General features: G+C 73.0%; 21 protein-coding genes. 11 read left to right on the plus strand and 10 right to left on the minus strand.

The genetic code is table 11. The features are described from left to right. Positions 1-81: 81 nt before the first annotated feature. From SNA_RS42915 to SNA_RS33105, 3 genes are read right to left on the minus strand one after another with little or no spacing between them, the layout of a single operon-like run. A complete protein-coding gene (locus SNA_RS42915) occupies positions 82-279 on the minus strand; it encodes a hypothetical protein (RefSeq protein WP_157880158.1) in 198 nt (65 codons plus the stop codon). Then, positions 276-1,643: a DUF3152 domain-containing protein gene (locus SNA_RS33100; protein ID WP_104532121.1), complete on the minus strand. Its 1,368-nt coding sequence runs from the start codon at positions 1,641-1,643 to the stop codon at positions 276-278. The genes SNA_RS42915 and SNA_RS33100 overlap by 4 nt, the downstream gene beginning before the upstream one ends. Before the next feature lie 8 nt (positions 1,644-1,651). Then, the gene (locus tag SNA_RS33105; protein WP_044368054.1) at positions 1,652-2,650 is read right to left on the minus strand and encodes an alpha/beta fold hydrolase; all 999 of its coding nucleotides are present in this window, start codon (positions 2,648-2,650) and stop codon (positions 1,652-1,654) included. A gap of 136 nt (positions 2,651-2,786) precedes the next feature. Between SNA_RS33105 and SNA_RS33110 the strand changes: the two genes are divergently transcribed. From SNA_RS33110 to SNA_RS33125, 4 genes are all read left to right on the plus strand, one after another. Beyond that, entirely contained in the window at positions 2,787-3,005 is a 219-nt protein-coding gene (locus SNA_RS33110) for a hypothetical protein (protein WP_030071943.1), read from the plus strand. Between the two features lie 148 nt (positions 3,006-3,153). After that, complete coding sequence (locus SNA_RS33115) at positions 3,154-3,801, plus strand: TetR/AcrR family transcriptional regulator (protein ID WP_030071941.1); 648 nt, start codon at positions 3,154-3,156, stop codon at positions 3,799-3,801. 162 nt (positions 3,802-3,963) lie between these two features. Beyond that, positions 3,964-4,191 carry a DUF3107 domain-containing protein gene (locus tag SNA_RS33120; RefSeq protein ID WP_030071939.1) on the plus strand — a complete coding sequence of 76 codons (228 nt, stop codon included), beginning with the start codon at positions 3,964-3,966 and terminating at the stop codon, positions 4,189-4,191. A gap of 231 nt (positions 4,192-4,422) precedes the next feature. Next, the gene (locus SNA_RS33125; RefSeq protein WP_030071937.1) at positions 4,423-4,719 is read left to right on the plus strand and encodes a hypothetical protein; all 297 of its coding nucleotides are present in this window, start codon (positions 4,423-4,425) and stop codon (positions 4,717-4,719) included. A gap of 92 nt (positions 4,720-4,811) precedes the next feature. Here SNA_RS33125 and SNA_RS33130 read toward each other — a convergent pair whose 3' ends face one another. Further along, positions 4,812-5,543, minus strand: coding sequence for a ferritin-like fold-containing protein (locus SNA_RS33130; protein ID WP_030071935.1), 732 nt, complete (start codon positions 5,541-5,543; stop codon positions 4,812-4,814). Between the two features lie 311 nt (positions 5,544-5,854). Here SNA_RS33130 and SNA_RS33135 point away from each other — a divergent pair, with 311 nt between their 5' ends. Further along, positions 5,855-8,506 carry a DEAD/DEAH box helicase gene (locus SNA_RS33135; protein WP_044368056.1) on the plus strand — a complete coding sequence of 884 codons (2,652 nt, stop codon included), beginning with the start codon at positions 5,855-5,857 and terminating at the stop codon, positions 8,504-8,506. A gap of 104 nt (positions 8,507-8,610) precedes the next feature. Beyond that, on the plus strand, positions 8,611-9,453 hold the full coding sequence (locus SNA_RS33140; protein WP_044368058.1) for an alpha/beta fold hydrolase: 843 nt from the start codon (positions 8,611-8,613) through the stop codon (positions 9,451-9,453). 400 nt (positions 9,454-9,853) lie between these two features. Here SNA_RS33140 and SNA_RS33145 read toward each other — a convergent pair whose 3' ends face one another. Then, positions 9,854-10,780 carry an NYN domain-containing protein gene (locus SNA_RS33145; RefSeq protein WP_030072170.1) on the minus strand — a complete coding sequence of 309 codons (927 nt, stop codon included), beginning with the start codon at positions 10,778-10,780 and terminating at the stop codon, positions 9,854-9,856. A gap of 204 nt (positions 10,781-10,984) precedes the next feature. Here SNA_RS33145 and SNA_RS43480 point away from each other — a divergent pair, with 204 nt between their 5' ends. Continuing rightward, positions 10,985-11,137: a hypothetical protein gene (locus tag SNA_RS43480; RefSeq protein WP_198535172.1), complete on the plus strand. Its 153-nt coding sequence runs from the start codon at positions 10,985-10,987 to the stop codon at positions 11,135-11,137. A 71-nt stretch (positions 11,138-11,208) separates the two neighbouring features. Here SNA_RS43480 and SNA_RS33150 read toward each other — a convergent pair whose 3' ends face one another. From SNA_RS33150 to SNA_RS33165, 4 genes are all read right to left on the minus strand, one after another. Further along, complete coding sequence (locus SNA_RS33150) at positions 11,209-11,814, minus strand: MarC family protein (RefSeq protein ID WP_030072168.1); 606 nt, start codon at positions 11,812-11,814, stop codon at positions 11,209-11,211. Positions 11,815-11,926: 112 nt separating this feature from the next. Further along, complete coding sequence (locus tag SNA_RS33155) at positions 11,927-12,781, minus strand: PHP domain-containing protein (protein WP_030072166.1); 855 nt, start codon at positions 12,779-12,781, stop codon at positions 11,927-11,929. 157 nt (positions 12,782-12,938) lie between these two features. Then, positions 12,939-13,577: a DUF6758 family protein gene (locus SNA_RS33160; RefSeq protein ID WP_030072164.1), complete on the minus strand. Its 639-nt coding sequence runs from the start codon at positions 13,575-13,577 to the stop codon at positions 12,939-12,941. Positions 13,578-13,876: 299 nt separating this feature from the next. Beyond that, complete coding sequence (locus tag SNA_RS33165) at positions 13,877-14,464, minus strand: suppressor of fused domain protein (RefSeq protein WP_030072162.1); 588 nt, start codon at positions 14,462-14,464, stop codon at positions 13,877-13,879. Positions 14,465-14,973: 509 nt separating this feature from the next. Here SNA_RS33165 and SNA_RS33170 point away from each other — a divergent pair. Further along, positions 14,974-16,089, plus strand: a complete 1,116-nt coding sequence (locus SNA_RS33170) for a magnesium and cobalt transport protein CorA (protein WP_030072160.1) — start codon at positions 14,974-14,976, stop codon at positions 16,087-16,089. An 86-nt stretch (positions 16,090-16,175) separates the two neighbouring features. Beyond that, entirely contained in the window at positions 16,176-16,718 is a 543-nt protein-coding gene (locus SNA_RS33175) for a hypothetical protein (protein WP_044368061.1), read from the plus strand. Positions 16,719-16,759: 41 nt separating this feature from the next. Here SNA_RS33175 and SNA_RS33180 read toward each other — a convergent pair whose 3' ends face one another. Beyond that, positions 16,760-17,542 (minus strand): hypothetical protein, encoded by a 783-nt coding sequence (locus tag SNA_RS33180; protein WP_030072157.1) that lies wholly within the window; start codon positions 17,540-17,542, stop codon positions 16,760-16,762. Between the two features lie 243 nt (positions 17,543-17,785). Here SNA_RS33180 and SNA_RS33185 point away from each other — a divergent pair, with 243 nt between their 5' ends. Together SNA_RS33185 and SNA_RS33190 are read left to right on the plus strand one after the other, a co-directional pair. Continuing rightward, positions 17,786-19,093, plus strand: coding sequence for a magnesium transporter MgtE N-terminal domain-containing protein (locus SNA_RS33185; protein ID WP_030072155.1), 1,308 nt, complete (start codon positions 17,786-17,788; stop codon positions 19,091-19,093). Continuing rightward, the gene (locus SNA_RS33190; RefSeq protein ID WP_030072153.1) at positions 19,083-19,661 is read left to right on the plus strand and encodes a DUF1003 domain-containing protein; all 579 of its coding nucleotides are present in this window, start codon (positions 19,083-19,085) and stop codon (positions 19,659-19,661) included. The genes SNA_RS33185 and SNA_RS33190 overlap by 11 nt, the downstream gene beginning before the upstream one ends. Positions 19,662-19,695 lie beyond the last annotated feature (34 nt).

Here is a 19,695-nt window from a genome sequence, read left to right on the forward strand (position 1 = left end):
GCTATGCAACCGGCCCGGTGGCGTGATGGACGGTTGTCCATCGCGCCACCGGAAGGGGTGAACGCGCGTGACTTTCCACCCCTAGGGGCGTTTCGCCGCGCTATGTGCCTGTCGGGCGGCGGCCCGCAGTGCGCGCCGATCTGCGGCGAGGCGGGCATCGAGCACCGGCACGGCCGCCGACGACCCCTGGGTGCAGGGGTGTTCGGGACGCTCGTACACGGTGTCGACCGGGGTCTGCTGCACCCGGCACCCGGCGTGCATCGCCGCGCCGGGGCTCACCTGGCGACCGGATACGGCCAGGAGTTGGGCCGGCAGGTCACCCCGTCGGTCGTCAGGAACTTCGTCTGCTGCATCATCACCGGCGCGAGCGCGCCCTGTTTGCGGCACGCCTCGTGGTTGTGCCCGAGGCGGTGGCCGACCTCGTGGTTGATGAGCATCTGACGGTAGGCGAGCATCTTGTCGGGGCCGTAGGTCTGGGCGCCCTGTGCCCACCGGTAGGCGTTGATCATGACCCGGTTGGTGGCCGCCGAATCGCAGGAGACGTTCTCCTCGGCGGTGTCCAGACCTGATTTGGCGCACCACTTGGCCGTCGTCCCGGGGCTGGCCAGCGTGATCACGAAGTCGGCGGGGCCGGAGGCCACCCGCTGGAAGGTCCGCACCCCGCCGTGTGCCCAACTGCGGTCGTCGTTGAGGGTCTTGTGCACCGCCTCGGCGAAGAGGTCGCCGTCCAGCGGCATCCCCTCCTCCATATCGACGCGGTAGCGCAGCACCTTGCCACGGCCGGGCGCCTTGGCGTCCCCGCCCACCGGCTTGAACTTCCCACTGGCCGTCAGCCGGGCATCCAGCGGGAAGCGCTGCGTCATCTGCGTCGCGTACGAGGCGGCCTTGGCGTCCTGGGCGGGCCGGTCGTGCGAACGGGAGGCCTCGCCGTCGGCCCCGTCGCCGTGGTCCGTGCCGACCGGATGCTGCGGCGTTCCCTCGTCCTTGTGCCGGTCGGCGACCTGGCCCGCGATGACCACGGCGAGCACGGTCGTCACCGCCGCGGCGGCCGCGCCGGTGACGGTGCGGCCCTTGGTGCCCGGACGGGCGCGGTCCGGCGCCCCGGGGTCCGCCGGATCGTCCGCCTCGTCCCCTTCGGCGCCGGGCTCCGCGTCCAGCACATCGATCTCGTCGCGGTCGAAGACCACCGACCGTCCGGTGAAACGGCCGCCGGGGGGTATCCCGTCGGCCGGTGCGCCCGCCGCGGGGGCGGGGGCGCCGGCCCGGAAGACGTCGTCGTCGAAGGCGTCGAGGTACTCCGGCCGCGGCCCCGGTGCGCCGTACGGCCCGCCGACCACGCCCTGGACGGCGCCCGGCGCGGCGCGGCCGCCCATCGGAGCGCCCGGCGCCCGGGCCGTCCGCGGGCGGGGGATACGCGGTGCGTCCGGCGCCGGGACATCGCCCCAGCCGCCGCCGGGCTCGCGCTGTTCGGGGTGGCCGCTGCGGACCTCGGCGGCCGGGTCGCCGGCGAGCTCCTGGCGGCGACGGCGGCCGGGTCCGGAGCCCGGCGCGGGGGCCGTGCCGTGCGGCGGGCCCGGGGGGCCGGACGTCCCCGGAAAGTCGTCTGCGGCCTCCGGCCGGCCCCGGCGGCTATGGCGTCCCACGGCGCGTGTCAGCTCCTGCCCGCATCGGCGGTCTCGTCGGGGTGGGCATCGAGCAGTTCGCGCACCGCCCGCGCCACCGCTTCCGGGTACTCCATCATCGCCACGTGCCCCGCCTCCGGCAGTGTCAGCAGCCGCGAACCGCGGAACGCGGCGGCCGCCCGCCGCGCCATCCGGGGCGCGACCAGGCGGTCGCGCCCACCGTAGACGAGAAGCGTCGGGGCCAGTACCCGTTCGGCCTGACGCCATGGATTGTGCTGCCCGCCGAGGGTGTAGGAGTTGACCAGCCCGCGGGCGGAGCGCTCCATCACCTCCCAGAAATACGGGAGTTGGAGCCGCCGCGCATATTCGTCGACGGCGTTGCGCAGCCCCTCGGGGGTGACCCGCGCCGGGTCGCCGTAGCACAGGGCCAGCACCTCGCGGGTGCGGCGCTCGGGGCTCCAGTCGCGGGTGAGGCGGGAGAAGAGCCGGGCCACGCCGGGCACCGCGAGCAGCGCGGTGGGCACCGCCGTCAGCTGCGGCCGCAGCTCGGGCAGCGCCGGTGAGATCAGGGTGAGGGTGCGCACCAGGTCCGGGCGGGCGGCGGCCACCCGGGCCGTGGCGGCGCCACCCATGGAATTGCCGATGAGGTGGACCGGGCCGCGGCCGGTGGCGTCCAGATAGCGGACGACCGCCCGGGCCTGCGCCGGGACGGAGTAGTTGCCGTCGTCCGGGGGCGGCGAGTGGCCGAAGCCGGGCAGATCGAGCGCCTCGCCGTCGAGCCGGTCGGCGAGCAGCGGCATCAGCGCGGACCAGTTCTGCGAGGACCCGCCGAGCCCGTGGACGTAGAGGGCGGGCTCGCGCCCGTCGGGTGCCGCCTCGCCGTCGGGAGCGGGCGCGCGCACGGACAGGGAGAGCCCCGACAGGGTCACGCAGCGCACCGTCTCCGCCGCGCCCGCCCGGGACCCGGGCCCGGCCGGGGGCACCGTAGGAGCGGCGGCACGGGTGTCCGGCGAGTCGGTCGAAGACATGCAGTCGATGTTACGAGACGATCACGCCCCCGATTGTGTGTTCGCGGTCACACACCGCATCGCGCTGCCGGCGCCCCTCTCCTAGGCTCGTATCAAGGGCAGCCGCCCCGGCCCCTGTGGGAGAAAGGGAGCCACCATGCCCGCGGATCCGACCGAACCGGACACGTTTGAGGACGACAGCGACATGACGGAATTCGACGTGGAAGCGCCCGAGAACGACGCCGCCGAACAGCACGCCGAGCTCGCACCGCAGCACGACGAACCCCTGACCGGCGCCGACCGTGCCGCCGCCAATGAGGCAGATCTCGCCGAACAGGCTCGTGTGGTGGAATTCAACGAAGACGAATACCGATGACCTGGGCCGTTATGTCGGCTTCGGCCGGCGGTCCGGTGCAGAAATTCTGGCCTGGGACCACGCACAGCCGCGTTACCCAAAAGTACGATGGCGGGCGCGGTGCACCCTCTTGTGCCGGCCGCGTACGGAACAACTTCTGGGAGGCAGCGTGAGCGCCATCGAGCAGACCGAGGCGGCGCGACCGCGGGGCACACGCCTGCCACGCCGTGCCCGGCGCAATCAGCTTCTGGGCGCCGCCCAGGAGGTGTTCGTCGCGCAGGGCTACCACGCGGCCGCCATGGACGACATCGCCGAGCGGGCGGGCGTCAGCAAGCCGGTGCTCTACCAGCACTTCCCGGGCAAGCTGGACCTGTACCTCGCCCTGCTGGACCAGCACTGCGAGGCGCTGCTCCACGGGGTGCGCACCGCGCTGGCGTCGACGACCGACAACAAGCAGCGGGTCGCGGCCACGATGGACGCGTACTTCGCCTACGTCGAGGACCCGGGCGGCGCCTTCCGGCTGGTCTTCGAGTCGGACCTGACCAATGAGCCGGCCGTGCGCGAGCGGGTGGACAAGGTCTCGCTGGAGTGCGCCGAGGCGATAAGCGCGGTGATCGCGGAGGACACGGGTCTGGCGCGCAACGAGGCGATGCTGCTGGCGGTGGGCCTGGGCGGGGTCTCCCAGGTGGTGGCGCGCTACTGGCTGTCATCGGCGAGCACGGTGCCGCGCGAGACCGCGGTGCAGCTGCTGACCTCGCTCGCCTGGAAGGGCATCGCCGGTTTCCCGCTGCACGGCATGGAGGCGCCGTCGCACTGACCGGCGGGCGCCACGCGGCGATGATGTTCGCTGCGGGCGTGTTCCACGGCGTCCTGAACGTCCCCGGACCGGGCTAATGTGTGCTGCGTACCGCGCGGACGGCCGCGCACCATGTCCCTCCGAGGCCGGGGGGACCCCCAGACCGTCGGAGGGACATAAGCCGTGGAGGTCAAGATCGGCGTGCAGCACGCACCCCGCGAGATCGTTCTGGAGAGCGGGCAGTCCGCCGAAGAGGTCGAGAACGCGGTGGCCGATGCGCTCAGCGGCAAGGCGACGCTGCTGAGCCTGGTGGACGACCACGGCCGCAAGGTTCTGGTCCCGTCGGAGCGGCTGGCATACGTGGAGATCGGCGAGCCGACCGCCCGTAAGGTCGGTTTCGGCCAGCTCTGAGCCTGCGGGCGCCGCGCTGCGGCGCCGACGGACGCACGAGGGCGGCGCCCGGAGATCTTTCTCTCCGGGCGCCGCCCTTCGCCGTTCTTCCGGCCCGCGCGCATGGCCGCGCGGGAGGGTTGCCGGTTCCGCCCGATGGGTACGACGGTTGACAACCGACGTGTTCGTCCGGATTGTTCGTCCGGTCGGCGACATCACGCTTGTCGGGCTTGTCACGCGGGAGGGGACTCCATGATCTGGGAAGCGCTCGGCGCCGTCCTCATCGGACTCGTCATCGCTCTGGCCGCCACACACTGGCTCGCCGACCGGTTCCCCTCACGCACCCTGACGCTGGCCACGGGCCCGGTCGCCGCGCTGCTCGGCGCGCTGCTGACCCGCGCCATCCTGGGCCCGGGGTATCCCGTCCTGGTGTTTCTCGCCGCGCTGGCCATGGGCGCGGCGCTGCTCTCGCTGCTGCTGCGCCCGCGCCCGCCGCGCCGCCGGGTGAGCCGGCCGGCCGCGCCCCTCAAGGGGCACCGGACGGCCTGACGCGGCCCCGGAGGCCGGTGGTGACCGGATCCCGCGGGCCGGCGGTGACCGGATGGCACGTACCCGCGGGGCGCATTCCCCAGGGCCGTTCGCTACGCCGCGAGGCCCAGTGCCGACATCCGCTTGGTGTGCGCCTCGGTGATCCGGGAGAACATCCGGCCCACCTCGGCCAGGTCGAATCCGTCGGCCACGCCCCCGACCAGCATCGTCGAGAGCGCATCGCGGTCCGCGACGACCCGCTGCGCCTGCGAGAGGGCCTCGCCCATCAGCCGCCGCGCCCACAGCGCCAGCCGCCCGCCGACCCGCGGATCGGCCTCGATCGCCGCGCGCACCTTCTCCACGGCGAAGGTGGCGTGCCCGGTGTCGTCGAGCACGGCCAGCACCAGATCGCGGGTGTCGGTGTCCAGGCGGGCGGCGACCTCGCGGTAGAAGTCACTGGCGATCGAATCGCCGACGTACGCCTTGACCAGGCCCTCCAGCCAGTCCGACGGCGCGGTCTGGCGGTGGAACTCGTCCAGCGCCGCGGCGAACGGCTCCATGGCTTCGTTCGGCTCCGCCTCGATCTGCGCGAGGCGGTCCCGCAACCGCTCGAAATGGTGGAATTCGGCCGAGGCCATCTTGGCCAGTTCGGCCTTGTCGTCCATCGTCGGGGCGAGCTTGGCGTCCTCGGCCAGGCGCTCGAAGGCGGACAGCTCGCCGTAAGCGAGCGCGCCGAGCAGATCGATCACGGCGGCCCGGTACTGCGGGTCGGCGGATGCCTGCTCCCAGTCCTGGGCGGCGATCCCGGTGAGTGCGTGCGCGTCGGCGGTGTCAGGCGTCTCCATGACCGGCACAATAGCCCGCCCGGCGGCTCCGGTAAGGCCCTGGTCAGCCACCGAGTGCAGGCGCGTACGAGCGGGCCGCACGGCCCGCGCGCCGGGGTGCGCCGGCGGGTGACCTATTTCTCACTCATACAAGCCTTCGGATCCGGAGCGATATCCGGGGTAGAGTGATAAAGGACCTGCCGAGGAGTCGGTGGGTCTCTCCACGAAAGCGGATGCCCGGTCGGTGGCCCGATCGGCTCCAACCGACCGCCCTCCCCCGCGGCGCGTACGAGAGGTACGCACAGCAGGAGGCACACCCGCTCGCGGCACGAATGCCTGAGCGTTGGCAGTGGTCCCGCGCCATCCGGCTCTCTCAGGTCGGCCCCCGTACGAACAGGTACGACGGCACGGTACGACCCCCTTCGCCGCCTCATGCCGCGTCTCACAGAAGAGGCAAGATTCTGTCTACGTTCCGAGAGCTCGGGATTTTCCCCGAGACCGCTGAGGCCCTTGAAGCCGTCGGCATCGTTTCCCCCTTTCCCATCCAGGAGCTCACCCTCCCCGTCGCCCTCTCCGGCAGCGACGTCATCGGCCAGGCCAAGACCGGCACCGGCAAGACGCTCGGCTTCGGTCTGCCGCTCCTGGAGCGCGTGACCGTCCCCGCCGACGTCGAGGCCGGACGCTCCCGGCCGGAGCAGCTGACCGAGGCCCCGCAGGCCCTGGTCGTGGTCCCCACCCGCGAGCTGTGCACCCAGGTCACCAACGACCTGCTCACCGCGGGCAAGGTCCGTAACGTACGGGTCCTGGCGATCTACGGCGGCCGGGCCTACGAGCCGCAGGTCGAGGCGCTGAAGAAGGGCGTCGACGTCGTCGTCGGCACCCCCGGGCGTCTGCTGGACCTCGCCGGCCAGAAGAAGCTCGACCTCTCGCGGGTCAAGAGCCTGGTGCTGGACGAGGCCGACGAGATGCTCGACCTGGGCTTCCTGCCCGACGTCGAGAAGATCATCCAGCTGCTGCCGGCCAAGCGGCAGACGATGCTGTTCTCCGCGACCATGCCCGGCCAGGTCATCTCCCTGGCCCGCCGCTACATGTCGCAGCCCACGCACATCCGCGCCACCGCGCCGGACGACGAGGGCCAGACCGTCGCCAACACCACCCAGCACGTCTTCCGCGCGCACTCCATGGACAAGCCGGAGATGGTCGCGCGCATCCTCCAGGCCGAGGGCCGGGGCCTGGCGATGGTGTTCTGCCGTACGAAGCGGACCGCCGCCGACATCGCCGACCAGCTCGCCCGGCGCGGCTTCGCGTCCGGCGCGGTGCACGGCGACCTCGGCCAGGGCGCCCGCGAGCAGGCGCTGCGCGCCTTCCGCAACGGCAAGGTCGACGTCCTGGTCTGCACCGACGTCGCCGCCCGCGGCATCGACGTCGAGGGTGTGACGCATGTCATCAACTACCAGTCCCCCGAGGACGAGAAGACCTATCTGCACCGCATCGGCCGCACCGGCCGCGCGGGCAACAAGGGCACCGCGGTCACCCTCGTCGACTGGGACGACATCCCGCGCTGGAAGCTGATCAACAAGGCGCTGGACCTGGCGTTCGACGAGCCGGAGGAGACCTACTCCACCTCGCCGCACCTCTACGAGCAGCTGAACATCCCCGCGGGCACCAAGGGCATCCTCCCGCGCGCCGAGCGCACCCGCGCCGGGCTCGCCGCCGAAGAGGTCGAGGACCTCGGCGAGACCGGCGGCCGGGGCCGGGGCGGCCGCCGCCCCGCCGTGGAAGAGGAGCAGCCGCAGCGCACGCGGACGCCGAGGCAGCGCCGCCGCACTCGTGGCGGGGCCACGCTGGACCCCTCCGGCGCGCCGACGTCCGCCGGTGAGCCCACCGACGGCGAGCAGGCGGCCGAGGGCGGCGAGCGGCGGCAGCCGCGGCGCCGCCGCCGGACCCGCGTCGGCGCCGCGCAGCCCGCGGCCGTGACGGCCCCCGAGGCCGCCGAGGCCGTCGCCGAGGCCGCGGTGGCCACCTCGGTCGCCGAGGCTCCGGCCGAGGCCCCCGCCAAGCCGCGCCGCCGCCGCACCCGGGCCGCCCGCCCGGCGGCACAGGCGGCCGCCGAAGCCGTGGAGACGGCCGAGGGGACCGCCGCGGCCGAGGCCGTCGCACCGGCCGCGCCGCGCAGGCGCACCCGTGGCGCGGCGAAGGCCGCCGCGGAGGCGCCCGCCGAGGTTGCCGCGGACGTCGTCGCCGACACCTCCGAAGGCGCGGAGGCCGCCCCGGCCACGCCGCGCCGCCGCACCCGCAGCGCCGCCAAGGCCGCCACGGACGCAGCCGCCGAGGCCGCCGTCGACACCGCCGAAGGCACCGACGCCGCACCGGCCAAGCCCAAGCGGACCCGCAAGACCGCCGCCACCAAGGCCGTGGACGCGGCCGAGGGCGCGGCCGCCGCGGAGGCGCCCGCCGAGGCCACGCCGCGCCGCCGCACCCGCAGCGCCGCCAAGGCCGCCACGGACGCAGCCGCCGAGGCCGCCGTCGACACCGCCGAAGGCACCGACGCCGCACCGGCCAAGCCCAAGCGGACCCGCAAGACCGCCGCCACCAAGGCCGTGGACGCGGCCGAGGGCGCGGCCGCCGCGGAGGCGCCCGCCGAGGCCACGCCGCGCCGCCGCACCCGCAGCGCCACCAAGGCCGCCACGGACGCAGCCGCCGAGGCCGCCGTCGACACCGCCGAAGGCACCGACGCCGCACCGGCCAAGCCCAAGCGGACCCGCAAGACCGCCGCCGCCAAGACGGCCGAATCCGAGGCGGAGGCGAAGCCGAAGCGGACCCGCAAGGCCGCCGCGGCGAAGCCGGCCGCGGACGCCGCCGACGGCGCGGAGGCCAAGCCGAAGCGGACCCGGAAGACCGCCGCCGCCAAGACGGCCGACGCCGGGGCCGAGGCGAAGCCGAAGCGGACCCGCAAGGCCGCCGCGGCCACCCCGGAGAGCTGACGCATCCGCCACCACGGCCCGGCCCCGCACCCCGCGGGAGCCGGGCCGTGGTGCGTCCCGGGCCGCCGTGTCGCCCGGACCGGCCCGTCCGTTAGCCTCGCGCCATGAGCACGCCGCCCCTCCTGAAGCTCCCCCCGTGCGCCCGCGCACTCCGGCTCGACACCGAGCGCGGGGTCTTCGCCGTCCACGACGCCCGGCCCGAGGCCGCCCCGGCCGGGACCGCCCTGCTCGTGCCGGGGTTCACCGGGAGCAAAGAGGACTTCATCGCGCTGCTCGAACCGCTGGCGGCGGCCGGCTTCCGGGTGGTCGCGGTGGACGGCCGGGGGCAGCACGAGTCCCCCGGACCGCGCGAGGAATCCCCTTACGCCCAGCGCGAGTTGGCCCTCGACGTCCTCGCCCAGGCCCGGGCCCTCGGCGGCCCGGCCCATCTGCTGGGTCATTCCCTCGGCGGCCTGATCACCCGCGCGGCGATCCTCCTCGACCCGTCCCCGTTCCGCTCGTTCACCCTCCTCAGCTCGGGCCCGGCCGCCATCACCGAGGCCCAGCAGACGCGCGTACGGATGCTGATCGAGGCGCTCGGCACGATGGAGATGGCGGACATCTGGGAGGCGATGCGCGCGGCGGATGCGCCGGAGGCGCCCAACCCCCCTGAGATCGACGCATTCCTGCGCCGTCGTTGGCTCAATACCGTCCCCGAGCAGCTGATGGTGACGGGCCGTCAGATGCTGTCGGAACCCGACCGGGTGGCGGAACTGGCGGCGATACCGCTGCCCAAGCACGTGGTCTCGGGGACCACCGACGACGCCTGGCCGGTGCCGCTGATGGACGATATGGCCCGTCGCCTCTCCGCCCGTCGCACGGTCATCGAGGGCGCCGGCCACTCCCCCAATGCGGAACGCTCGGCTGCTACGGCAGCCGAGCTGACCCGTTTTTGGCTCCCCACGTAGTCGGGGTTTTCTCCCCACGTTGTCGGCCGTCCCGCCGTGGGGGTTTGTCGCCGTTGCGCCTGCGGCGGGCGTGGGTTGTACGGGTGCGGTGCCACGCCTCCGGACTTCGTCCTGCGGCGCGGCCCCTCCCGGGAGTGGGGGGGAAAGAGGCCGGGGGTCCACTCCCACCGTCTTTTTCCACCCCCAACGGGGAGGTGCCGGTCCGTAGCGGCGGAGCCGTGTAGGGCCGGTGCCGCTGCCGAACAGCCCCGCGCCAGCGGCACCGCCCGCCGCAGGCGAAACGGCGGGAAAGCCTAAACGTCGGCCCAGGCAAAACGCAGCGAACGGGCCTCAGGCGAAACGGCGGCGAACCCCTACGGCGGGAAAGCCGACAACGTGGGGCCCAGCCAAAGCGCAGCGGCTAGTACTGCCCCTGCACGTGGTCCCAGAAGCCCTCCCGCAAGACCCGCCGCAGGTCGGCATGGCCGCGCAGCGAGTGCCGCAAGAGGGCCTCCGCGGTCGTCAGGAGTTCCTGGTCGACGGCGCCGGGCAGATACGGATGGCCGGGCAGCAGCGTCGCCACCCAGTCGCGGCCGCGCTCGGAGAGCCACTGGGCGGCCACCCGTGCCCCGACGAAGCGGACGTCCTCGCGGGCCGGCACCGGCGTCTCGCACAGTGCCGGGCCGTCGCCCTCCACCCCGGCCCGGCGGGTCACGTACGGCTTGCAGAAGTCCAGGTCGAAGGTGCGCTGGCTGTCGACCTCCCACAGCAGCGGCTCGGCCTGGTTGCGGCCGCCCGCGGCCTCGATGCCCCACAGGTGCACCCGCGCGCCGTATCCCTGCGCCGCCTCCACCGCCGAGACCAGGTCCTCGTCGCCCCCTATGAGCACTGCATCGCTGATGGCGCGGTGCCGGGCCAGCGACTCCAGATCGGTGCGGATCAGGGAGTCGACGCCCTTTTGCTGGTTGTTGGCGTTGAGGTTGCCCAGCCGGACCTTGACGTCGGGCAGCTCGGCGATGTGCTGCTGCTCCTGGGTGTGTATCCGCCTACGGGCGCCGTCGTACCAGTAGACGCGCAGCAGCCGGCTGTCCGGGAAGATCGTCCGCGCCTTGTCGATGAAGGCTTCGATGATCCCTTCGGCGTCGAGTTCGATGGCCCGGCGATCCTCCGTTTGGGCGACCAGCCGCCCCGCGGCGGCGTAGACATAGCCCGCGTCCACGAAGACCCCATGGGTGGACGGGGTCGTGGAGACCTTGGCGAGCACCCGGGTGAGCAGCTCGTTGGTGCGCTCGATACCGGAGGCGAGCGCGGCGAGGTCGGCGGGGGCCGGGGGCCGTATGTCGTTCATACCGGACTCATTGTCCGGGCCGTCACTCGATGGGCACAACCGCTCCCCCGAGCAGGTACTTAGTTCCTCGAAAATTTTCTTTAGCGTAGGGAATGATTGCAGGGTGCGGGTCGTTGTACCCGTACGGAGCGCCTGGCAACGAAGCCGCGCAATCCGCACCACTCACGTTCTCCGCAGGAGGATCAGACGAAGGGAGAAGCCTTGATGCGCTTCGAGATCATGCGCCTGGACGATGCGGACGGCTCCGCCGTGGACAGCACCGTCGTGGACGCCGCCTCCGTCAACCGGATCGTGCAGCAGGCCGCCGCAATCGGCCAGCGCATTTACATCCGCCCGGCCGACACCGCCGCCCGGTGACGCCGTAGCTGTTGCGCCCCCGTACGGACGGTCCGTACGGGGGCGTCGTGCGTCTGCGGTCCCTGCGGGGATCAGGACGCCTGGATCACCTGGGTCACGCCGTTGATGATCTGCTGCACGGCCAGCGCGGAGAGCATCATGCCCGCCAGCCGCGTCACCAGGACCACACCGCCGTCCTTGATCACCCGGATGATCACCAGCGAGAACCGCATGACCAGGTAGAGCACCACATGGATCGCGGCGATCGCCGCCCAGACCGACACCTGCGCCGCGAGGCCGTGCGCATGCTGTACGGCCAGGATCACCGACACGATCGCACCGGGCCCGGCCAGCAGCGGCATGCCCAGCGGCACCAGCGCCACATTGACGTCCTTGGTCTGGGTCGGCTCCTCGGACTTGCCGGTGAGCAGGTCCAGCGCGACCAGCAGGAGCAGCAGGCCGCCCGCGATCATCAGCGCGGGGGTGGAGATGTGCAGCCGGCCCAGGATCTGCCGGCCGAAGAGGCCGAAGACGGCGATGACGCAGAAGGCGACGGCGGCCGCCTGCCAGGCCATCCGGCGCTGCACCTTGGCCGGGCGCCCGGAGGTCAGGGCCAGAAAGATCGGGGTGATCCCAGGGGGATCCATGATGACGAACAGGGTGACAAAGAGCGTACTGAAGACGGCGACGTCGAACACGGTGATGGCCTTGCGGGGTAAGGGGGTGGTGCTACGAGCGGATCACGGGCGGACGCGGCGCGCGACGGGCCCGTGCGGGGTGTCGGGGGGGTACGGCGGTGGGCTCGGGGGCTCAGCCGCCCGCGCCGGGCACCGGGAAGGCGCCGGTCGCACGGCGCACGATCTCGCCGTAGATCTCGGGGTCGGTGGTGTGGTCACCGAGGCGGCAGGTCTTGCGGCTGCCGTGGTAGTCGCTGGAGCCGGTGGGCAGCAGTCCCAGCTCGGCAGCCAGGCCGCGCAGCCGGGCACGGGTGGGCGCGTCGTGGTCCATGTGGTCGACCTCGATGCCGTCGAGACCGGCCGCGGCCAGTTCGCCGATCACCTGCTCCGGTACGCAGCTGCCGCGCTTGACGGCCAGCGGGTGCGCGAAGACGGTGACGCCGCCGGCGGCCTTGACCAGCCGGATCGCCTCGAACGGATCCAGCTCGTGCTTCTCGACATAGGCCCGGCCGTCGCTTCCGAGCCACTCGGAGGTGAAGGCGTCGGAGACGGTGTCGATCAGGCCCAGTTCCATCAGCGCGGTGGCGAGATGCGGCCGCCCGACCGCGCCGTCACCGGCTATCTCCGCCACCCGCTCCCAGGTGACGGGCACGCCGAGCTCGCGCAGCTTGCCGACCATGGCGCGGGCCCGCGGTACGCGGTCGTCGCGGACGAGCTCCCGCTCGCGGGCCAGCTCGGGCTCCTCGGGGTCGAAGAGGTAGGCGAGCATGTGCAGGCTCACCCCGTCGATCCGGCAGGAGAGCTCGGCCCCGGTGACCAGCGTCAGCCCCTCGGGCAGCGCGGCGCGCGCCTCGGCATGGCCGGCGACGGTGTCGTGATCGGTCAGCGCGACGACGTCGAGCCCGGCCGCCGCGGCCTCGCGCACCAGCTGGGCGGGGGTGTCCGTACCGTCGGAGGCGGTGGAGTGGGTGTGCAGATCGATGCGCACGACGCGGACTCCAGACTGCTTGCGGGACGGACGGGGATCACGGGGCGGCTCGGTGGCTCGGCGAGAGCGCAGGGCGGTGCCCCCAGAAGGATACCGGCCGCCCGGACATGTCCCTGTCGGGCGGGATACGGACCGGCCCGGCCGGCCCGGGGCGCGGTCAGCTCAGGATGCGCGGCGAGAGCGCGCCGCACGGCAGCAGGTCCACCTCGGCGCCCGCCTCGCGCAGATCGGTCAGCACCAGTTCGTCGTACATCAGCAGGCCCGAGCTCTCGGGCCAGGCGATGGCCCACAGCCACAGCCCGCGCGCCTCGCCGGCGAAGACCGCGCGGTCGTCGGGCGAGCCGTCGACCTGCCACATCGGGGTCGGGCGGCCGGCGGCCAGCACCTTGGCGTTGGGGGGTTTGTCGACGGCCAGACGGAGGCCGGGGTCAGGGCCGTCTATCCCGGCGTAGCGGGCGCCGAGGCCGACGCCGAGCTCCTCGGCGATCAGCAGGAGTTCACCGGGGCCGCCCAGCGGTCCGGGCCCCGAGCAGGCCACCGCGGTCGCCCGGCCGCCGCTGCGGTCGTCCCCGGCGCAGGCGACGCCCGTGAACAGCCAGCCCACGGGGAGGGGCCAGGGCATCCAGACGGGTACCTGTGCGCGGTGCACGACGACGCCGAGCGCCTCGACGCTGGGCGGAACGACCGGCTGGAGCGGATGCACGATGCCGTGCACGCCGCACTGCCAGGAGTCGGAGAAAAGACCGGGCGCCCGCACCCGGCCTCCGCACTTCGGGCAACTGGGTTCGCCCCTCATAAGGACCAACGGTCCTCCAGGGCCGCGTCCGCGTCAAGGACGATCACCCGTCCGGTGTGCCCGCCATCACCTGCCCAGGGACCGTTCCGGCCGCCGCCGCGCCGGGGCCCGGCGTCCGGCGAGGGCGGCGCATCCGCCTGCGTCACGCACCGGCCGCGCCGCGGCTCCGGCGTGGCTCCGGCGCCGCTTCGGTCCACCGGGGCTGCCGTACGTCCCGGACGCCCCGTCGGATTCCGACCGGGCGTCAGATCCGTACGGCCGAACGGCCCCCGCCCGGCCCGCCGCCGGTTCCGCCCTGCTCAGTCGTCCAGCGGTACGCCGCTGCGCAGCGGGTCGCGCAGGTCCGTGCCGTGCCGCAGCCAGCGCTCCTGGAGGGCGTCGGCGCCGTGCACCCGCTTCCAGGCGGCCTCGTTCGGTGTCATCGGCAGCAGGGGCAGGAACCGCACCGGGTCGAGCGGCTCGTCCAGCTCCAGGTCCTCGACCAGCCCTCCGGGCTCGGCGACCAGGACCGAGGTGAAGGGCGCGCCGGGCCACAGCGGATCCCCCACGTCCAGCGACGCGCCCGGCGCCACGATCACCCCTTCGACCTGCGGGGACGCGGCGAGCACGGCGAGCGGGCGGAGGACCTTGTCGGTGTCGGCGCGGCCGCCGCGTACGGTCAGGACGAGCTCGGCGCGGGGGCCGCGCAGCGGGTCGGCGACCACGTCGGTGGGGTCGGACATGGGCTGCGCGGACATGCCGAGCGTGGCGTAGCGCACCACCCCGTCGTCCACGAAGCGGAGCACCTCGATACGGTCGGTGCCGAGGAAGGTGACGGCGGCACGCGCGTCCGGTGCACCCAGGGCCGTGCGCAACCGGGCCTCGACCAGCTCAAGAACGTCAGACATGCGGCGAGCATAGGTCGGGGCTCCCGCACGGAGCGCCCCGGACTCCGTGTGCGCAGGCGTCACTGCGGCTCGTCCGTTCTTCGTATGGAAGAGGCAAAGCGGCGCCGTAACGCTTCAGACGGCTGATAGCCTTGCCGTCTGGTCAGGGAATGACGTCGTCCCCCAACGGGGACCGGCCGGAGGAGGTGGGGCTGCGGTGGATCCGAGTCGACCGTGCAGTACCGATAGTTCTCCCGTCGTCCCGCTCGCGCAGCGAATCTCCTGATCCGAGAGCTTCCGTACCCACCCGCTCAGCGGTGAAACACGGATTTTCCTTCGCGCCGGATGTACATGACGGAAGAGCGCCTCCGACTCTTCATTTCCGTGTTCTGCGAACTGCCGTCAGTGTCACCGCACGGAGCGCCGCCCGCTTTGCGGACGTACAGCCGAAGATGCCTCGTACGTCCACGTTCCGGGCAGCGTTGCGCCCCGCGCCCCTCTCTGGCGGCCGGCCCGTGAAGGAGCCTGCCATGTCGATGATCCGTGACCTGCGTGCCGCCGTCCGTCCCACCCGGCGCCGCGACGAGACCCCCTACCGCTACGAGACCGCCGCCCCGGCCTGCCCCAACAGCGCCGTCGTCGACTGCGGCGTCTACCGCGAGGGCCGCCGGGTGAGCGAGCCCGTCACCCCCGCCCAGGCCATGGCGTCGGTGCGCGACGGCGGCGGCTTCGCCTGGATCGGGCTGCACGAGCCCACCGAGGCCGAATTCGCCGATATCGCCCAGGAGTTCGGGCTGCACCCCCTGGCCGTCGAGGACGCCGTCCACGCCCACCAGCGGCCCAAGCTGGAGCGCTACGACGACACCCTGTTCACCGTCTTCAAGACGGTCCACTACGTGGAGCACGCCGAACTGACCGCGACCAGCGAGGTCGTGGAGACCGGCGAGGTGATGTGCTTCACCGGGCGGGACTTCATCGTGACCGTCCGGCACGGCGGGCAGGGCTCGCTGCGCGCGCTGCGCCACCGGCTCCAGGACGACCCGGAGCTGCTGGCCAAGGGGCCGTCGGCGGTCCTGCACGCCATCGCCGACCAGGTGGTCGACGGCTACATGGCGGTCGCGGGGGCGGTGCAGGACGACATCGACGAGGTGGAGATCGACGTCTTCAGCTCGGGCACCAACGGCAAGGGCTCGACCGCCAAGGGCGGCGACGCCGGGCGGATCTACCAACTCAAGCGTGAGGTACTGGAGTTCAAGCGCGCCGTATCGCCGCTGCTGCGCCCGATGCAGCTGCTGAGCGAGCGGCCGATGCGGCTGGTCGACGCGGACATCCAGAAGTACTTCCGCGATGTGGCCGACCACCTGGCCCGCGTCAACGAGCAGGTGCTGTCCTTCGACGACCTGCTCAACTCCATCCTCCAGGCCAATCTCGCGCAGGCGGCCGTCGCGCAGAACGAGGACATGCGCAAGATCACGGCCTGGGCGGCGATCTTCGCCGTACCGACGATGATCGCCGGGATCTACGGCATGAACTTCGACTACATGCCCGAGCTCCACTGGAAGTACGGCTACCCGGCGATGATGCTGGTGACGGTGGCCCTCTGCTTCGGCATCCACCGGGGCTTCAAGCGCAACGGCTGGCTCTGAGGGGCGCGCCCGCGCGGGCCGGGCGGTGCGTCTCAGCGCCTGGGCGGGCCCGGACGGCGCCGGGGCCGCCCATTAGGCTGAGCCGTATGACTCAGACCGTGTCGCAGGCCCTCCAGGATCGGGCGCTCATCGAAGAGGCCACCAAGAAGTCCGGCCTGCTCTGGGTGCGCGGCACGACCGGCCCGGCGCGGGCGCTGTGGCATCTGTGGCACGACGGCGCCGCCTGCCTGGTGGGGGACGGCCCCGGCGAGCAGCCGCTGGCGGACCTCGGTCTGGCCGACGGCGGCCCGGCCACGGTCACCGTACGCAGCAAGGACAAGGGCGGCAGGCTGATCGCCTGGCAGGCGCGGGTCGTGGAGCTCGCCCCGGACAGCGAGCCCTGGCGGGCCGTGGTCGAGGAGCTCAAGGGCAAGCGGCTCAACGCCCCCGACGCGGACACGATCACCGAACGCTGGGCCCGCGAATGCCGGGTGCTGCGCCTGGAGCCCGCCGAGGGGGAGGCCCTCCAGCGCCCCGGCCGCATGCCCGAGGAGTCGCACGCCGCGCGCCCGCTGGCCTCTCCCGCTCTCACCCGCCGCCCCGTCCCGGCGGCCCTGCCCAAGCTGCTGCGGCGGGGGCGTAAGGGGTAGACGGTGGACGGGACGTCGGCGGTGGACGGGGACCGGGGCGCTCAGCCGCGGCCCGAGATCCGCGAACCGTAGTCGACGACCTGGTCCTTGGGCGGCAGGGCGAGGTCGACCTTCTTGCCCCAGTCGGACAGGCGGAGCACGCCCGCGCCACCCGCGCGGCGCATGCGCAGGGGATACGGCGTCCCTTCCAGGGAGACGTCCAGGGTGCCGCCGGAGCCCGCGGCCGCGGTCAGGCGTACGGTGCGGACGCCGTCGACGTCGCCGTGGTCCCCGGTGGCGAGCTTGCCGTGCAGCCCGAGCAGGCCGGCCAGCAGGGTGTCCTTGTCGGTGAAGCCGCTGAAGCGCTTGTAGACCGGGTCGGCGGCGGGCACCTTGACGTACTTGCCGCCGAGTTTCGCCGCCGCGGACGCGCCGCCCGAGGCGGACTTGCCGTTCTTCTCGCCGGCCCAGAAGGCGGAGTCCGCCTTGAGGTAGAGCGCATTGCCGACCCGAAGCAGCGAGAAGGACGCCCCCTTGGTCCCCAGCTCGCCCTTCGCGCCGTTGGAGGCGAGCCGCATATCGAGCGTGTAGGTGCGGCCCTGGGAGCCGACGGTGCCGGAGAGATGGACCGTATCGGCCCGGCCGGCGGCCGCCCGCGCCTTGGCCTGGATCGTGGCGGCGGGCAGCTTGCCGACGCCGTTGGTGCCGGCATCCGGGTCCTCGCCGCCGCAGCCCGCGAGCGCCGCGGCCAGTGCCGCGCACGCCGCGCCGACGAGCGCCGCCCGTCCCGTGCGACGGCGGCCAGTCAGCGATCGGGGGCGCGGGCCCGGGGCGGTTGCAGTCACGTCGGCTCTGCCTCCTGATACGGGTGACCTCGACAGCAGAACGGCAGCGTACCTGGGCCGTGCGCGGATTTCGGCGGGGTGCGCACCGCACACCCGTACGGCCGTGCGGGCGGTGTGCGCGGTCGCGGTGAGCGGCCGCCATCCGGCCGTTCTCCGCGGGGCACCGACGATCCGGGCGCGTTAGCCTGAAGCCTCCGCGAGGTGACGTAACGGGAGAAAACGGGAGCAAGGGAGGCGCTGCGCATGGCGGTGGTCACTCCCCGGGTCTTTGTCTCCCATCTCTCCGGCATCGCCGTCTTCGACCCCAACGGCGACCCCGTCGGCCGACTGCGGGACCTCGTCGCGCTGCTTCGCATCGGCGCGCGCCCGCCGCGGCTGCTCGGGCTGGTCGTCGAGGTGATCAGCCGGCGCCGGATCTTCGTCCCCATGACGCGGGTGACGGGTGTGGAGTCCGGCCAGATCGTCATCACCGGCGTGATCAACATGCGGCGCTTCGAACAGCGCACATCGGAGACGCTGGTGCTCGGTGAACTGCTGGACCGACGGGTGCGGCTGGTGGAGACCGGCGAGGACGTCACCGTCCTGGACATCGGCATCACCCGGCTGCCGGCCCGCCGCGACTGGGAGATCGAGAAGATCTTCGTCCGCAAGGGGAAGGGCGGGGCGCTGCGCCGCAAGGGGGAGGCGCTGACCGTCGAGTGGTCGGCGGTGACCGGCTTCTCGCGGGAGGAGCACGGGCAGGGCGCGGAGAGCCTGCTGGCGACCTTCGAGCAGCTGCGCCCGGCCGACCTCGCGGGCGTACTGCACCACCTCTCCCCCAAACGCCGCTCCGAGGTCGCCGCGGCGCTCGACGACGACCGGCTCGCCGACGTCCTGGAGGAGCTGCCGGAGGACGACCAGGTCGAGATCCTCGGCAAGCTGAAGGAGGAGCGCGCCGCCGACGTCCTGGAGGCGATGGACCCGGACGACGCCGCCGATCTGCTCTCCGAGCTGCCGGAGGAGGAGAAGGAGCGGCTGCTGGGCCTGATGCGGCCGGAGGAGGCCGCGGATGTGCGGCGGCTGATGTCGTACGAGGAGCGCACCGCGGGCGGGCTGATGACCACCGATCCGATCGTGCTGCGGCCGGCCTCGACCGTCGCCGAGGCGCTGGCCCGGGTGCGCGACCCGGATCTCTCCCCCGCGCTGGCCGCCCAGGTCTATGTGTGCCGGCCGCCGGACGAGACGCCCACCGGCAAGTACCTGGGCCTGGTCCACTTCCAACGGCTGCTGCGCGACCCGCCGTTCACCCTCGTCAGCTCGATCGCCGACACCGATCTGCCGCCTCTGCCGCCGGACACCCCGCTGCCGCAGGTGACCAGCTATCTGGCCGCGTACAACATGGTGGCCGCGCCGGTCGTGGACGAGAGCGGCGCCCTGCTGGGCGCGGTCACGGTCGACGACGTGCTGGACCATCTGCTGCCGGAGGACTGGCGCGAGGACGGCCTGCACGGCTCGGGCCCGGCCGGGCTGACCGGCGCCGGGCACCTGGGGAAGGCGGCCGATGGGCGCTGAGGAGCGGGAGTCCAGGGACCGTACGCGGGCGAACGGCGCCTCGGCGGTGCGGCGGGGCACCGCCGAGCGCTCCCGGGTGCGCCTGGACGTGCCGCGCGCACCGCGCCGGACGTTCCTTCCGGAGTACGACCCGGAGGCGTTCGGGCGGCTGTCGGAGAAGATCGCCCGCTTCCTGGGGACCGGCCGGTTCATCGTCTGGATGACCGTCGCCATCATCGTGTGGATCACCTGGAACATCGCCGTGCCCGGCAAGCTGCGCTTCGACGACTACCCGTTCATCTTCCTGACCCTGGCGCTGTCGCTCCAGGCCTCGTACGCGGCGCCGCTGATCCTGCTGGCGCAGAACCGCCAGGCCGACCGGGACCGGATCACCCAGGAGCAGGACCGCAAGCAGAACGAGCGCTCCATCGCCGACACGGAATATCTGACCCGGGAGATCGCGGCGCTGCGGCTGGGCCTGGGCGAGGTGGCCACCCGCGACTGGATCCGCGACGAGCTCCAGGACCTGCTGCGGGACCTGGAGCTGCGGCAGATGGTCGAGGCGGAGAGTGACGAACGCGACCGCTGACGGCCTTACCGGAGGCGAGCTCCTGCGCCGTACC

This window comes from Streptomyces natalensis ATCC 27448 (assembly GCF_000935125.1).
In the GTDB taxonomy this organism is placed as follows: Bacteria; Actinomycetota; Actinomycetes; order Streptomycetales; family Streptomycetaceae; genus Streptomyces; species Streptomyces natalensis.

Excerpts from the sequence above, each read along its gene's own strand:
- SNA_RS33170 (WP_030072160.1), top strand. The coding sequence starts at position 14,974 with ATGTCGATGATCCGTGACCTGCGTGCCGCCGTCCGTCCCACCCGGCGC.
- SNA_RS33190 (WP_030072153.1), top strand. The coding sequence starts at position 19,083 with ATGGGCGCTGAGGAGCGGGAGTCCAGGGACCGTACGCGGGCGAACGGC.
- SNA_RS33105 (WP_044368054.1), bottom strand. The coding sequence starts at position 2,650 with ATGTCTTCGACCGACTCGCCGGACACCCGTGCCGCCGCTCCTACGGTG.
- SNA_RS33165 (WP_030072162.1), bottom strand. The coding sequence starts at position 14,464 with ATGTCTGACGTTCTTGAGCTGGTCGAGGCCCGGTTGCGCACGGCCCTG.
- SNA_RS33185 (WP_030072155.1), top strand. The coding sequence starts at position 17,786 with ATGGCGGTGGTCACTCCCCGGGTCTTTGTCTCCCATCTCTCCGGCATC.
- SNA_RS33175 (WP_044368061.1), top strand. The coding sequence starts at position 16,176 with ATGACTCAGACCGTGTCGCAGGCCCTCCAGGATCGGGCGCTCATCGAA.
- SNA_RS33130 (WP_030071935.1), bottom strand. The coding sequence starts at position 5,543 with ATGGAGACGCCTGACACCGCCGACGCGCACGCACTCACCGGGATCGCC.
- SNA_RS33125 (WP_030071937.1), top strand. The coding sequence starts at position 4,423 with ATGATCTGGGAAGCGCTCGGCGCCGTCCTCATCGGACTCGTCATCGCT.
- SNA_RS33110 (WP_030071943.1), top strand. The coding sequence starts at position 2,787 with ATGCCCGCGGATCCGACCGAACCGGACACGTTTGAGGACGACAGCGAC.
- SNA_RS33135 (WP_044368056.1), top strand. The coding sequence starts at position 5,855 with ATGCCTGAGCGTTGGCAGTGGTCCCGCGCCATCCGGCTCTCTCAGGTC.
- SNA_RS33140 (WP_044368058.1), top strand. The coding sequence starts at position 8,611 with ATGAGCACGCCGCCCCTCCTGAAGCTCCCCCCGTGCGCCCGCGCACTC.
- SNA_RS33160 (WP_030072164.1), bottom strand. The coding sequence starts at position 13,577 with ATGAGGGGCGAACCCAGTTGCCCGAAGTGCGGAGGCCGGGTGCGGGCG.
- SNA_RS33145 (WP_030072170.1), bottom strand. The coding sequence starts at position 10,780 with ATGAACGACATACGGCCCCCGGCCCCCGCCGACCTCGCCGCGCTCGCC.
- SNA_RS43480 (WP_198535172.1), top strand. The coding sequence starts at position 10,985 with ATGCGCTTCGAGATCATGCGCCTGGACGATGCGGACGGCTCCGCCGTG.